Consider the following 14,407-nt stretch of genomic DNA (forward strand, 5'->3'; position numbering starts at 1 on the left):
TAGCAACCGCTTAAGAAGCGTAAGTATTAGTAACGCCTCTGAGATAAAAAATGGATTGTGTCCTAATAGATGTACATACAAAAACCTGCTAACTATTAAGTTAGCAGGTTATATATTATGGTGCGCCCAGAGAGATTCGAACTCCCGACCTTCTGATTCGTAGATATAGGACTAATATCTCTCACTGTTTTCTTAGATATTATATTATAGTATTTATCACTGTTTGCTAATGTTGATGTCTTATTTTATAACTTCAGACATTTTATTTTTTTATCGTGTTAGTAGTATGGTAGCAGTATTAATATTGCCCAGCCAAATCAATAAATTACTATTTTTTTGAAATTATAATGAGAATAACAAGAGTCAAGATAATGTCATTAACATCTAAGGTTCTTGTAGTTAGCTTATTATTTTTGTGGCATTATCTTTACTTGATTAATGATATTAGCCCTTTTCCTGTTTGTCTAATCAATCTTTAAAGCTATATACCATAGTCCTCTTTTATTCAGTTTTTCTAAGGTTATATGATGCATTTTCCTTTTAACCTAAATCTTTCACCATTACCAAAATTATGATGACTATGATAACCTCTCATTTTAGGCTTCCAACTTAACTTGACAATGAAATACATAAAAAAACTATTTTTAGACTAATAAATAACAGTTCTACCTTGGTAATTAACTATGTTTGATAACTTACTTCATATTACTTGTTACCAACATTTCCTTCTCAGCATCTTCTCGTCTAATTGAATAATAGTACAAAACATCTTGGATTTTTGCTTCTAACTCTTGTTCTTTAACATTTTGAAAATCATTTGAATGAATTATATGTTTTGCGATCGTCAATTGTTCAGGAGATAATCTTCTGAATTTATTCCACCATTCATCGGTAATTCCATTGTTTTTATAATACATCCTATATATTATAAAAGTTTCTGGCATATATAATAGTTTCTCAAACTCCTCTTCATTTCTTCCAAACGCCTCTTCAAAAAAATCTTTACCTTTTCCTATTTTCCCTTTTGTGGAATTTAAGATTGCTTGAACAGCCCTAATATACTTTCTATTCCAATGTTCCCCTATATACGATCTATCTGCAAAATATTCAGGATCATCTATTGGATGATATTTCATAGGAAATGAATAAATAGTAACACCTAGTTCTTCACATAAATCTATGTTTAGTTTAAGCCTATAATATAAATCAACGGGCTTATCCTTATAATTATAAAGCAAGTAATTAGACATTGATTTTATATTATATTTAACAGCAGTTCTAATTGCCTTTTCATAAATATTTTTCATTCCCCATGTATCAAAAGCAACCCTTAATGGGTTAATAGGAATTTCTGATAATTTTTTCATCTTATCATCAGTTAATAGCCTCGCATCTAATCCTTGATTAAAGTCAACATGCCTAACCTTAGGTTTTTGCATTATATATTTTTTATCAAATAGAGGCTTAAAATAATCATATGTGTCCAAAATATTAGCTTTGGTTGCTGTAACTTCATCTAGCAAATTATATTGCTTCAACAATTCATATGTTTTAGATTGATCTTCTATAGGTAGTTTGGTCATTAATTGCTTATATAGTTTAATTATAGACTTTATATATGCTCTACTATTATAGTCATCTTGAATTGCTTTAATTGCAATCTCATATTTATTAGGTTCCATAAACATTTCTTTCTTACCAAAACCTGATAATTTAATTTCGTCTATAATTTGATTAAATCTTTCCGATGCTAAAACATTATTATCTAATAGTAACAAATTCCTTTTTTCACCAAATCTATTTCTTACATAGTCAATTTGACCCTGTATTCCTATATATTCACAGTATGTTGGTTCTATTGTAGGTACTAAACAAAAAGAGCATTTATTAACACATCCTCTTGTCATATATCCATAATACCCATTATTCTCTGGATAATCATAATCAACTTCTTCTAATATCGAATAATCTAATGGTAAGTTATCAATAACAATTTCATTATCGTCTAAAATTCTAGGTGTATTTAATAAACCTATCCAAGGTTTTATACCAGTAGCCTCTTCTATTTCGATTGGCAATACACTAGCTGCCACTCCACCAATGAATACTTGGTTAGGATATTTACATAGCTGCTTAAATGAGTTTATAGTCTCAATCGTCTTTTTCCAATGAAATGTAAATAAAGTACTAATACATACCCTGTCCCATTTGGGATCATCTAAATATATTTTCTTCTTGTAATAATCCTTGTAGTATATTAAGTTTTGAGAAACAAGATTACTCTCTGATTGAGAAGCTAAAAAGTCTAAGTCATCATAAAACCCTCTCATTATGAATTGCTTAATCCTATCTTTTAGCCTGAACCATTCTACTCTATTATCAATATTGTACAATTTTTCTACCACTTCTTCATATATACCTTGGACAATAAATTCCCTAAATTCACCTTTATAAAAAATCACTTCATCACCTAATTGTCTATGATAAGTTGCTAGCTTCATAAGGCCTATAGGTGGATATTTATTTTTATAATTGGGTTCTACTAGTAATACCTTCCTGCTCATTATTTTTTCAACTCACTCTGTATTTTATTTATTAACTCTCCACTAGTTTTGGGATCTAACATAGCTTTTATAACGGTATAAATTTTCTCAACAATTTTTCTTTCTCCCTTATTCAATTTGCTCAATTCAGATGTAATGTAAATCTCTTTTTTATCTTTCTTTTCAGTCTCTAATATATCAATTTCTTTAGCAGTTTCCCTTAAATAATCGATTGGATTAGCATATTCTTTTTCGTAAACACTCATAACTCTTTTAAGCACATTATTAGACTCTGCTTTTTCTTTATACCTTTTAATCTCCTTTTGAGCTTTTTTTACATCTTCTGCCATTTTGTCTAGTTCTTCTTGAAGTTTGGTTTTTTCATCCTTATTAATAAAGGGTTTTGTATCAAATTCTTTGGTTTTTTCTCCATATGTTTGAATTTTTTTAAACGAGTTCTTGATTTTATTTGCATCATGATAAACATAATGTAATGTGTTCTTAAAAAAGTATTCTAATTCAGTATCAAACTCTACTCTTGTATTGTTTTCATTAAAATAGTCTCGTCTTGCGTTAGGCACTAAGTCGTTATGTATAGCATGCACTTCACCTACATAATAGCCATTACCCCTAGTTTCCTTAAAAAACTTATCCAGTGTAATTTCATCACCTATTTGAATATTTTCTTTGCGTAATCTAATTCCCTTCATTTCATTTGATGAACTAGGTATGTTCTTCTTAAAACCACTTACACCAAACCATATCCAGGCTAGAAGTTCACCTTTACTATTATGTAATTCTTTAAACTCAACATCGTATAATTGATCATACATTTTGTAAGTCTGGCTTTCATATAGTTTGTCTTTATATCTTTTATGAATATCATCACCATTAACTAAAATTTGATATTCATCAACTTTATACCCTCTTGAATTAATATAGTCTTTAATTTTACTTGTAAATAAGAAATCTATATTATAAGGAACTGGTGCATTCCATGCTATGTATTGACAGACTTTATTTTCATCTAGCAACTCACTATTTTCGCTTCTAATATTAAGCATCTCTACTGTAAAAAAATGATCATTTTTATCATGTTTGAGAGTTTCATAACTTATAATTTCTTCTAATATTTCCTCTGCACTTTTTTTGACACTACTATCATCAATTAATTCACGACACCTTTTAGCATCCCATGTCATTATTGTTTTTTTATCTTCTCCTTTATAAGAGGTTATAAATCTTAGTTTATCACAATATGCTAAACCTCCTAATCGACCTATCCCTCTAAAACCCTTGTCTTCAGTTTTGTTTTTGTCTGAATCAGCTATGTCAGCTAACTTTTTTACTATATCTGACGTTTTAATTCCCGTAGCATTGTCATAAATGGATATGTTTCTTTTTTTGTCATCTATTTGTATTTCTATATATAAATCTTCACCAACAAATAGTCCGCTCTTTTTAGCCTTGTCTATTTGGTCAGCTGCATTTTGGATATACTCCCTATATATAATTTTCGAATCCTCATACATTCCAGTAGTAAGATTTTCAATAACATTTTTTCCTATTTTTATCTTTGTCATTTTCTCATACCACCTTTATTTAAACTGTTTGTATATTGGCTTTGGAAACTTTATATTAAGTAGTGATCTAAATATAGGATTCTGTATAATATACTCACCTTGTTTTAATCTTGTCATCATGCTTTTATAAACAGCTGGAACGTACTTATAATCACCCTTAGCTAGTTCAATAGCATTAGTTCTACCATAGGCAGCTGTTGCGCTATTACCTGTAACTCTTTGATGGATTGCACTTCTAAATTGCTCTGCACCAAATAAGATAACTCCTAAAGATCTTCCTCTTTCTGCTATATCTAATATTTGTCTTAGAATCGGAGAGTTTTTTGGCACTTCACTAGAAGCAAACTTATTTAATTCATCAATAAAGATAATAATTTTTGAAGGAGCGTTGCCATTTGACTCTTTTTCCCCAAGTTGTAGATTATATAGTTCTCGTATTGTATTGCCAAAAACATATGCTTGCATATCAGTATTAAGCTTTGCAATATCTACAACAAAAACATCATTTTTCTTAATTTCAGAAATTTTCTCAGCAATTCTTATCTCACTACTAGCAGATTTTACTGGCGAAAACAATTCATTGTTCATGATTGATTTCTTTATCATTCTAGTAAATTTCCGCCAGGATTGTACAGTTATCTCCTTTCCTTGCTGATAACTATTGCCGCTTTCACACATTTTATCAAGCTCTTCTATAAAATCTGACCAACCTTCAATTCTACCGAAGTTACCATAACCATTAATAATATAATTTAAAATTGAATCCATTGTTTGTGTACTATCCTCAACATTGGCAAACATTAAATCTAAGCTATCTTTATCATATTCATATTCAAATTTATACTTAAAAGCTTTTTTTTGAGCTATTTGCTTATCAAGTAGATACTTATCAGCATATGTATTTAAAACCCTCGCACCAGAACATGGGTATAAATAAGTAACGTTCTTAAATGGTTCCGTAGTTAATCCCAACATTTTATATAATTCTTTAACTTCTTCCTCATCTTGATTATTTTTCTCCATATTGTCATAATCATTGAACTCGTTAGGTTCATCTATAGCTAATAAATCTTTCCCTTTAACGTTAAATACAACAAATGCAGTATTGTCATTTGCTTCTTCTTCAACTTGTGCTAAACATTTATCTTGAATAGCTTTTAATAAAAACATACCATAAGAGGTCTTAGATGCTAGCCCTGAAATACCTGAAATGTTTAGGTGGGCGCCTTCAGGACCGATCAAGAATTTAGAATCTATATGTACAGGTAATACAATTTTACTATTTTCGTTAGTGTTTTCATACATCTCTAGATAACCACATACTAAAGGATTTTTTATATCTTTTAAGCCTAATGCATAAGAAACTTCTTCTTTTGTAGCCATATAGACTTTAGAATTGCTTTGAACTGGTATAAATATGTTTTTATCATTTCCTACAACTTTTGCTTTTACATAGTTCATTCCTATCCTCATAGTACTCTCTTCTGCTGTTACCTCACCAAAATCATTCGATATAAAGTTAGACAAAAAACTTGCTGAATCAGTAATATGTGATATTTCTTCTATAACTGCGTATGTAGCACTATCTTTAACATGGTCAACCTTTACTACATCAAAAGGATTCAATATCAGGTCTTTTTTTGTCCAAAATCCAAACTCATCCATTGTAGTAGGAACTTTTTCAGTTGCTATTACTTTTCCTATTAAACTCATTTTTTCACCCCACCCTAAAATAATTGCATAAATAGATTATTGCTTATATATTTGCTCTTAACAAAAGCTTCTGTTAAGTATATAGGATATAAATGATTGGCCCATCTAGTATCGTGACCATAACATACAGGATTTCTTTCATTAATTAGATGTGCTGAAATATGATCAATAAGGTCAGTATCAACGCCATTTTCAATTTCTATTTCCTTGATCGCAATTTTTTCTACCTTCAATATACCATCAAATATATTTCTTGTATATTCAGGTTGTCTAATTCTGATATACCATACTACAAAGTAAACATTACCTGCAATGCTAGATTGATACATGTAAGCAGGTGTTCTCTCATAAAGTTTCAAACCGGCTATAATGTCAGAATTAGACTTACCACCTTTGACTAGACATTTTGTAGGATTAAAAGACTTAGATACACCTAAAACGTACTTATAATGATTTTTTATATGTTTATCTTTTAAATTTATACCCTTCATACCTTTCTTATCGGATACAACCTTATACTCTAATGACCCATCCTTTATAAGCCAATTATATTGATTAAGTTTATGTTCAGATGCTAATTCCGCCACCGCATTCTTCTCGAGTTCTACCATATAATCTTGGATAACTGCAATCCCTTTTTTTTCGGGCGAATCATCTGAAGTTGGCTTTTTATAATAAAGAACATTATTAAAATCAAATTGATACCCTGCTACGATTTTTTTATCTTTATTTATTTTCTTAAGTAAGTCCTCACAAAAATTAGACATTCCCCATTCGCTACTACTAGCATTGCGAGGAACCACTATTACCATTTTTCTTTCTATCTTTTCCTTTATCATCATTTTATCTATTCTTTTACAACAGCCAACTCCTATTTGCCCTGCAATTATAGGAAAAACATTTTTCTCATAAGAAATATCATCAACCTTGTATGTGTGTCTTGAACCATCTAAAAAATATGTGAAGATAGATTTGTGCCCTATTAACTTGTCTGCTCTTTCTTTTAAGCTTATAGGTTTTTGAGGTTTAGTTGTTTCACCAAAATTTTTCCAAACAACTTCTCGTTCTTCTTCATACTCAATTGAAGAAGGGTTTATTATGTCATGACAATATCTATGAGACTTATATCTTTTACCTTGGGTCTCCTTAGCAATAATGTCTATGACAGTTAACTTATTCTTCATCTATCCTAACACCTCTCTTTAATCAAGCTATATAGTAACTCATGTATGCTGTCCACCTTATGAAGTATCTCACTAATATGTTTTGACAGCTTTATGCTTAAATATAACTATTTCTAAAAGTGATAAATTTTAATATAAATTAATTAGCGACTAATATCGTAAATCATCTTATTATATTTCTTTGTTTAAATGTAAAATCCTTCAATTGTTATTATCTTTTAAGCAATATCTAATTCTAATCAAGTACTTTAATTAGATAGTTTGTAGCCACTTGGGCAATAATTGGTCAACAATCACCCTCCTACTCCAAAAATGTCAAAAACCCCAACACTATTGAATCATTGGAGTTTTTTCATTTCATCTGGCTCACCTAAGACAACTCGAATGTCCGATTTACGGTTGAATATGTACTATCTGTTATTATGGGATTTTTATTAATTATTGAAGTCTACTATATTACATAATTGTCATACCTAAAATGTATTATATTATAGTCTTCTAAATTATCATCATATATTATCAGTCGCCAAATAGTCGCCTAACTACTTAGTATCTATTTTGTGTATTCATAAACAATTTAGACTCTTCCTAATAAACACTATGAGTTTATGTATATTCATTTAGCAATTCAGAACAAAGCTAAGTTGGTTTATATACTACCAACTTCCTCTATTTAATATTCTGTAAAACTCGTCATAGGCAGGATCTTGATGAAACCAATGTCCATGATTATTTCTAAAATCCTTTGCCCATTCATTTGCTCTTTGTTTTTGAATATCAGTAACTACTTCGCCTAATAACAATTGTCTGTGTGCTTTTTCATAAAACTTAATGAATTCTAGCACTTCATCTAAATATGAGTTTCTACTCACTCTCACCCTTACTAACTTCACTATTTCTTCAACTAATTCCTCAGTCATATATGCATAATCAATATCATCTGGGTGGTATGGGTTTAGTCCAGTCCAACGTTCTATTCTATCAATACATATTAAGTCTTTCATAATTATATCACTTGCTTCAAATCTTTGATTTCTGATTCTATTGATAAAATTAAATTACACGTATTTCCTAGCTCGTTTTCTAACTTTTCTTTTCTATCCTTAAGAGAAATTAAGTTTTGACTTGTTTTACTTCTTCTATCTTCTGCCAGTGATTTTTCTCTATTCTCATCTTCTAATTTATTACTTAGTCTTTGATTTTCTTCTTCTAGTTGTTTTAATCTAAAAGTAATAGTGGCAATTATTCTCCTAAACCGACTATCATTTTTCTTTAGTTCTGCTGAAATGGCAGATATTTTCTCTTGGTACTCTTCTGTTTTCATATTTAATTCAGCGATTTCTCTAGTTAGTTTTTCTTGTTCCTGCTGAATTTCAACAATCTTGGCTTGTAAGTTTTTTTCTTTCTCTCTACTATCTGCTAGTTCCTTCTGTAGCTGATATATTCTATCTTGCATCCTCGAAACTTCTTCCTTATGTTGAGAGCTCATGTAAACAGCAGTACCTCCTGTGGCAACTACAGCAGCTCCTATTCCTATTGCAGCTTTAGTTGCTAACGCTGTTTTAGCCACTGCTACGGCTCCTATTAATATTGGTATAGGCATAATTCCTTTTCCTCCTCTATAAATTTCTCTTCCAAATCTCGCAAAAACTCCTCTTGCTCTTCCAAAATAGAGTTGCATTCTTCAAAACATGTATTAATTAACAAATGACTACTATCAGCTATACGTTTTAGCTGATTAAAGCTATCCTTTAGCGACTGTTGGTTTAAGTCTATTTGCCTATAACCTTTAACTAATACTTGCTGTTGGTTTTCCAGTATTTTGTCATTATTACCAATAATCCGAAACCTTTCTTCTAATAATCTATTTACTCGTTGATTAACTTTAAACAAAGTCACTAAATACGGTATCATCGCTAGCAAAGCCGCGTGATTGAACGATGGAGGCTGTAACAATAGACCTATAATTACAGAAATCGCCAAAGCTCCAATTGTTAAAGTAGTATATCTATAATTGAAAAACTTTTCTTTATTATCTCTTTCAGTGCCGTAAATGTAAGCAGTCATAGCAAGTGGAACAAAAACCGCTGTACTCACATCCCTCATTTTTATAGTTAAAACTGTCTTATAAATATCATAATTTGCTGCATCTAGAATAGTATTTCGTAAATATGATGACCCAGGCAAAGGTATTCCTTCCGATGAAAAAGTATCTTGAAATAAGTGTCTTAGCCAAGCAAAAATCTTCTTACCTATAACTGCTTTGGGGGAACTAGAAGGAAAATACTCGTCCCAATTAACCTCCATGGGATTAAAAAGGTCGTGCCCGTGTTTTAGTCGATGGAATTTCCCCCTCATCTCATCAATTATCTCGCCCTTATGTCCACCATGATAAAAATCTTTATATGCCCATTTTTTGTCATGAATGTCTTTAAAAGGTTCGAATAGTTGATTGCTAATTAAAGCCCCAATAGCTCCAACAATCACCATTACAGGTATATCAGCACTCTTCCATCTCGGAAATAAATCATAATTCATTTCAGGCCATTCTTTACATATCTGCTGCCAATTATCTATTTCTAAAGCTGGAATCTGGGGAATCATAATATTTGAAGTAAGATAAGCTTCTAGTTCGCTTTTCAGTAAGCTCTTTTCTCGGTTAAAATTTTGAATAGTCGCTTCTTTTTCTATCTTGTACTCTTGCTCTAGTTTCTTCAGATAATCATCTTGACCTTTTAACATCTCATCTATATTTTCACTAAAATCGTTTAATTTATTATCGTTCAATGATATTTCCCCTTTCTTTCAGGGTTCTTTTTGCTAACACATCGTTTTCTGCTTCTGCCAAAGTTTAGTACTCAGATTTGTTTTTGCTTATTCAAATTTTCACAAACAGTTAAATTTATGTTGTAATATTCCTCTTTGCTTAATAAATGGGCGTAGAGCTTATTATATCCTTCATCAATTCGACAAAAAATTGGTCGTTCGTAATAGATAGAGCATAGGTTTCCATATAGATGCTTACAAATTCCGTCACCTCTGTCTAATTGAGACAATACACTAATATCACCAATATTGCGACAGCAGTTACCGCAATACTTACATGGATAACTATTCTCCAGCAACTAGATTAAATCCTTTAACATAAAGTTTACTTATGTCTATCACCCATTGCTTATACTCTTTATAAATTTCATCTGAGAAACCAAATGTGTCTTTTATTTGTTTAATAATATTTCTCTGCTCTTCATGATATATTCCATCAGCAAAAGCCAAGGCAATTGATTCTAAAAATATTACCCTTTTTGATTGCTCACTTTCAATGTTAGCTAACACTTCTTCTAAGGAAATATTCTGAAGTTGGTACACGTCTTCATCAATTATATACATTTCATGGGCATATTGATCTAGTAAAGCCTGCTCTTTTTCATCTACATAACCATTGGATTTGGCTATTATATGCGCAATCTCTAGAAAAGCCTTTTTTTCATTTTTAGTTAAAGTATTTACAAACAAAATATAACCTCCTCTAATATTTGTTTTACTAATTTACAATTTTCTTAATTAGTTAATTATTTCGAGTTATTACATTAAAATCCTTCTTTTATATACTTTTTTCCATATTTTATAATAGTAGGCAGAGAAGAGGATAGGCTCATATCTCAAAACTAACTTTCTAATGTTATTTTAGTAGTTTTTGGTTATATATTATATCCTTGAATATGACACAAGAAAGGAGTTCTAAGAATGAAGGAAGAATTACGAAAAAAAATTGACATCGTTAGTCTTAAGATGTGTAAAGAATCTAGTATTTTCTATTCTCCCAGAACTATTACATCTCCTGTGGATGTAGTTAAATTACTCAAGCAATTTTTAGAGAATAAGGACAGGGACGAGTTCATCATTATATGCTTGGACACTAAGAATCAGCCTTCATGTATTAATGTATGCAGTATTGGTACACTAAATAGTAGTTTAGTTCATCCTAGAGAAGTATTTAAAACTGCTATTTTATCAAATTCTGCCTCAAAACACTATAATTCAAAGAAATCCATCTAAGCATTCTGTACTGCCGAAAAAGGATAAAAAAGAAATAAAGGTTTTAAAAATGGAGGAGCAAAATACATTTATGGAGGTTTTAGATGGACATAGATTAAAGGCTGCTTTTATTATATTATTGTCAACAGGATGTCGTATTGGTGAGTTATTAGCACTTACTTGGGACAATGTCAGCAGTGATGAAGGGACTATTAGAATAAGTCGTACGCTTCAAAGGGTTAATACATTTGAAGAAAACTCCAATACTAAAACTAAACTTATATATGTAAGCCCTAAAACTGATAAGGGCAACAGAACTATACCAATTCTTCAAGATGTAATGTCTCTATTATTACAGCATAGGGAAATTCAACATCAGGAGCAAAGTATCGCTCAAGACATATACGAATATAATAATTTAGTATTTGCTACTGAACTGGGTAGGCCGATTGACCCTGAAAATTTCACTAGAACTTTTAAAAGTCTATTGAAAAAAGCTGGCCTTAATGAGAATATCAATATACATGCTCTTAGACATACTTTTGCAACTAGAGGATTGGAAAATGGCATAGAGATAAAAGTAATGCAAGAAATCCTTGGGCATTCTAGTATTAGTGTTACAGGAGATATTTACTCACATGTTTTACCAGATAAGAAGAGAGAATCCATTGAGAAGCTTAATGATTTATTTAAAGCATCTACTAATGATAAAATTAGTTAACACAAAAAATATTCAAGACAGTTAAAAACTAACTAGTACATAATTATTGCTTCCTTTTTAGTGGGTAGTAGTAAGGTAGTAGTAATACAAAAATAGTCTCATGATATTAAATCATGAGACTATTGCAATTACTGGTGCGCCCAGAGAGATTCGAACTCCCGACCTTCTGATTCGTAGTCTAAATTTTTTATTATTGTAAACTAACGTAAGTTATTATATATATTGATATTACTAGATTGTTAGAACATTATTTCACCTATAATATATTAAATTTTGGGGACTGTTTTTAATTTTAGTCCCCAGTTAGTCCCCAATAAAATCTTCAAAATAAGTTATCTTTTTTTCTATTTATTTCAATTATTTTATCTTTACCAGTTGTCGAAATTTGCGAAAGTTTTTTGTAGGATATTTATTAATAATGTAGAATATCAAAACGAGGAGGTGATAATATGGAAAACAATAAATCCACATCTAAACCTGAGAGAAAGCCTATTAATGAAAGAGGTAGTAAAGAAGTTCCACCAGCATCTTACAAGCCACCATCTAAGCCACCATCTAATCCACCATCTAATCCACCATCACAATCCAAAACAACAAAATGAGCTTAGAAAATATACATGAGATAATTAGCGTTCTACCTAAACTAGTGATTTATATAGTGCCAGGTTACTTATCGTTATGGTTAAAATCATTTATTCTTTCAGAAAACAAAAAGAGACAGGTGATATTTTTCTGAAGAGTATTGTTTTAAGTTATTTTTTAATAATACTTGTAAATCTTGTTTTTAAATTCTTTACTAGTAACCTATCCTTAGAAAATAACCACTTTCATGTATTAATTCTATTGTTTGTTTCTTTAATTATAGGGTATTTATGGGCTCAGTTTTTTCAAAGTGAACTTTGTTGTGTTCTACTTGGTAAAATTGGTATTAATAGATCATTTAGAGCTAGTATCTGGGATGATTTGGTAGATTTAAGACTTGGATTATGGATTAGAATTTATTTGCCTAACGATCAAATTATATATCAAGGTAAATTACGGAAATATGAAGAAAAGGAAAATCGTGAAAATTACTATATAATTTTAAGCAATTACACAATTTATAATTATGATGCAAAATGTATATTTGATAACACCGATATTATTAATGAGTGGGTGGCTGTTAATACTAAAGATATAAGCAGAATAGAATTATTATATAGTCCTGAAAGTCACAAAGTTCAAGTTAGTTCTAAAGAGTCAGAGTTATCCTCGTAGTTTAGTACAATTTTTAAATTAAAATACCACTATCCATTTTAGGAGTGGTATTTTATAATAGTTTATCTTTTGTAATACAGTCTTAGCGCATTATCAAATAAGTCTTTATCTACTACCTGTGATCCATTCTTAAGATTGTATAGAGGAAGGTTATACTTATCGATAACTTTTTTTATTTTTCTTAAATCTATTTCATTTTTATATCTTTTCTTTACATGATTTAAAGTTCTATAAATCGTATTACTTAAAGTTATAGCTTTAGTACTAATATTTACAGGATTATAATTAACAATTCCTTCTGCAAAGACATCATTAATAATCTCCTCATTGAAATACTTATAACGGTAAAACTCAAAACTTTTTTTTGATTTGTAATTGGCCATAGCCCGTTCTAGACTATGAGTAACTTTATGGATTGAAACTACCTGATTATTTAAATATAAAAGCAAAATAATTGGATATTTAATATTTCTTAAATCTATTATATCTTTACTGATTAATGATTCTTTCTCTATACTATACAAGCAATTTCTTATTTCATCTCTTGGAGCTTTAGATTTATTGTAGTACCTTCTAATATATTCATCTAACTCATTCTGCTCCTTAATCTCCTGTATCTTATTATGCTTTCTAAAACCATTATTAATTTCCAGTAGTTCTCTTATTAAGAATTCTTTTGTTATTCTAAGTTTATTTAAGAAAGAATCAATATCCCAGTACCAATTGTAATTAAGCAAGTATTCTATTTCATCTTTTAAAACATCTGTATCAATGTCTTGATAATTATCTTTTACATATGACAGATAATCTCTTAAAGAATATAATACATTGCTGATTTTAAAATAGTCTGGCATAACGTCTTCGCCAGTATTGATATAATGCTTAAATGCTATAATATAAGTGCCTATATCATGATAATGAACTCTATGTGAACCTGCAATATGGTCATGAATAGGGTATTTTTTAAAAAAGTCCTCTAGCTGTTTAAATGTAAAGCAATCATTTAGTTGGGCTTCTTTATTTGTCAAAACAATTTCCTCCTAATAATCAATTGTTACACATAGCAACTTCCTCTCTTAATGTTACATCAAGAACTAGTACATTATCAAGTAGTGATTAACCAACTGTATAAAATCTCTTATTACTTTAATACCTTTTTTAACGTATTAAAATTAAGATATACCGTAGAAACATAAATGTTTCATTTTGAAATTGAAAAAAGGGTCACCTATTAGACCCTTTGAATTAATATTTTTTTTATAAACTATTAGTATCGTTTATATACCTGAAAAAAATTGTATTTACACAAATACTACCATCCATTTTAGTTACTCCTTTGAAACCACAGTGTTTATGGTAAGATTAAAT

At 29.9% G+C, this 14,407-nt stretch carries 13 protein-coding genes; 4 read left to right on the plus strand and 9 right to left on the minus strand.

From position 1 onward, the window contains the following. Nucleotides 1–695 precede the first annotated feature (695 nt). The 8 genes from F8154_RS08755 to F8154_RS08795 all read right to left on the minus strand — a co-directional run bounded on the left by F8154_RS08755 (nt 696) and on the right by F8154_RS08795 (nt 10,539). A complete protein-coding gene (locus F8154_RS08755; protein ID WP_151861237.1) occupies nt 696–2,564 on the minus strand; it encodes a hypothetical protein in 1,869 nt (622 codons plus the stop codon). Further along, on the minus strand, nt 2,564–4,126 hold the full coding sequence (locus F8154_RS08760) for an ATP-binding protein (RefSeq protein ID WP_151861238.1): 1,563 nt from the start codon (nt 4,124–4,126) through the stop codon (nt 2,564–2,566). Before F8154_RS08760 ends, F8154_RS08755 begins: the two co-directional genes overlap by 1 nt. A gap of 15 nt (nt 4,127–4,141) precedes the next feature. Then, entirely contained in the window at nt 4,142–5,839 is a 1,698-nt protein-coding gene (locus F8154_RS08765; protein WP_151861239.1) for an ATP-binding protein, read from the minus strand. A 14-nt stretch (nt 5,840–5,853) separates the two neighbouring features. Then, entirely contained in the window at nt 5,854–7,023 is a 1,170-nt protein-coding gene (locus F8154_RS08770; RefSeq protein ID WP_151861240.1) for a hypothetical protein, read from the minus strand. Between the two features lie 656 nt (nt 7,024–7,679). Next, nucleotides 7,680–8,027, minus strand: a complete 348-nt coding sequence (locus F8154_RS08775) for a hypothetical protein (protein WP_151861241.1) — start codon at nt 8,025–8,027, stop codon at nt 7,680–7,682. A gap of 2 nt (nt 8,028–8,029) precedes the next feature. Further along, entirely contained in the window at nt 8,030–8,626 is a 597-nt protein-coding gene (locus F8154_RS08780; protein WP_151861242.1) for a hypothetical protein, read from the minus strand. Further along, on the minus strand, nt 8,608–9,810 hold the full coding sequence (locus F8154_RS08785) for a hypothetical protein (RefSeq protein ID WP_151861243.1): 1,203 nt from the start codon (nt 9,808–9,810) through the stop codon (nt 8,608–8,610). Before F8154_RS08785 ends, F8154_RS08780 begins: the two co-directional genes overlap by 19 nt. Before the next feature lie 324 nt (nt 9,811–10,134). Further along, nucleotides 10,135–10,539, minus strand: a complete 405-nt coding sequence (locus F8154_RS08795) for a tellurite resistance TerB family protein (RefSeq protein ID WP_151861244.1) — start codon at nt 10,537–10,539, stop codon at nt 10,135–10,137. A 231-nt stretch (nt 10,540–10,770) separates the two neighbouring features. Here F8154_RS08795 and F8154_RS08800 point away from each other — a divergent pair, with 231 nt between their 5' ends. From F8154_RS08800 to F8154_RS08810, 4 genes are all read left to right on the plus strand, one after another. After that, nucleotides 10,771–11,082 carry a JAB domain-containing protein gene (locus F8154_RS08800; RefSeq protein WP_151861245.1) on the plus strand — a complete coding sequence of 104 codons (312 nt, stop codon included), beginning with the start codon at nt 10,771–10,773 and terminating at the stop codon, nt 11,080–11,082. Between the two features lie 49 nt (nt 11,083–11,131). Next, nucleotides 11,132–11,782, plus strand: coding sequence for a tyrosine-type recombinase/integrase (locus tag F8154_RS08805; RefSeq protein ID WP_151861246.1), 651 nt, complete (start codon nt 11,132–11,134; stop codon nt 11,780–11,782). Nucleotides 11,783–12,231: 449 nt separating this feature from the next. Continuing rightward, nucleotides 12,232–12,384 carry a hypothetical protein gene (locus F8154_RS15070; protein WP_192930216.1) on the plus strand — a complete coding sequence of 51 codons (153 nt, stop codon included), beginning with the start codon at nt 12,232–12,234 and terminating at the stop codon, nt 12,382–12,384. Between the two features lie 76 nt (nt 12,385–12,460). Beyond that, nucleotides 12,461–13,039, plus strand: coding sequence for a hypothetical protein (locus tag F8154_RS08810; protein WP_151861247.1), 579 nt, complete (start codon nt 12,461–12,463; stop codon nt 13,037–13,039). Nucleotides 13,040–13,101: 62 nt separating this feature from the next. Here the strand turns inward: F8154_RS08810 and F8154_RS08815 are convergent, their stop codons facing one another. After that, nucleotides 13,102–14,067, minus strand: coding sequence for a hypothetical protein (locus tag F8154_RS08815; protein WP_151861248.1), 966 nt, complete (start codon nt 14,065–14,067; stop codon nt 13,102–13,104). Nucleotides 14,068–14,407 lie beyond the last annotated feature (340 nt).

Origin of the sequence: Alkaliphilus pronyensis (assembly GCF_009017275.1) — a bacterium.
Lineage (GTDB): Bacteria > Bacillota > Clostridia > Peptostreptococcales > Natronincolaceae > Alkaliphilus_C > Alkaliphilus_C pronyensis.

Excerpts from the sequence above, each read along its gene's own strand:
- F8154_RS08810 (WP_151861247.1), top strand. The coding sequence starts at position 12,461 with ATGGTTAAAATCATTTATTCTTTCAGAAAACAAAAAGAGACAGGTGAT.
- F8154_RS08805 (WP_151861246.1), top strand. The coding sequence starts at position 11,132 with ATGGAGGAGCAAAATACATTTATGGAGGTTTTAGATGGACATAGATTA.
- F8154_RS08775 (WP_151861241.1), bottom strand. The coding sequence starts at position 8,027 with ATGAAAGACTTAATATGTATTGATAGAATAGAACGTTGGACTGGACTA.
- F8154_RS08760 (WP_151861238.1), bottom strand. The coding sequence starts at position 4,126 with ATGACAAAGATAAAAATAGGAAAAAATGTTATTGAAAATCTTACTACT.
- F8154_RS15070 (WP_192930216.1), top strand. The coding sequence starts at position 12,232 with ATGGAAAACAATAAATCCACATCTAAACCTGAGAGAAAGCCTATTAAT.
- F8154_RS08770 (WP_151861240.1), bottom strand. The coding sequence starts at position 7,023 with ATGAAGAATAAGTTAACTGTCATAGACATTATTGCTAAGGAGACCCAA.
- F8154_RS08800 (WP_151861245.1), top strand. The coding sequence starts at position 10,771 with ATGAAGGAAGAATTACGAAAAAAAATTGACATCGTTAGTCTTAAGATG.
- F8154_RS08765 (WP_151861239.1), bottom strand. The coding sequence starts at position 5,839 with ATGAGTTTAATAGGAAAAGTAATAGCAACTGAAAAAGTTCCTACTACA.
- F8154_RS08755 (WP_151861237.1), bottom strand. The coding sequence starts at position 2,564 with ATGAGCAGGAAGGTATTACTAGTAGAACCCAATTATAAAAATAAATAT.
- F8154_RS08780 (WP_151861242.1), bottom strand. The coding sequence starts at position 8,626 with ATGCCTATACCAATATTAATAGGAGCCGTAGCAGTGGCTAAAACAGCG.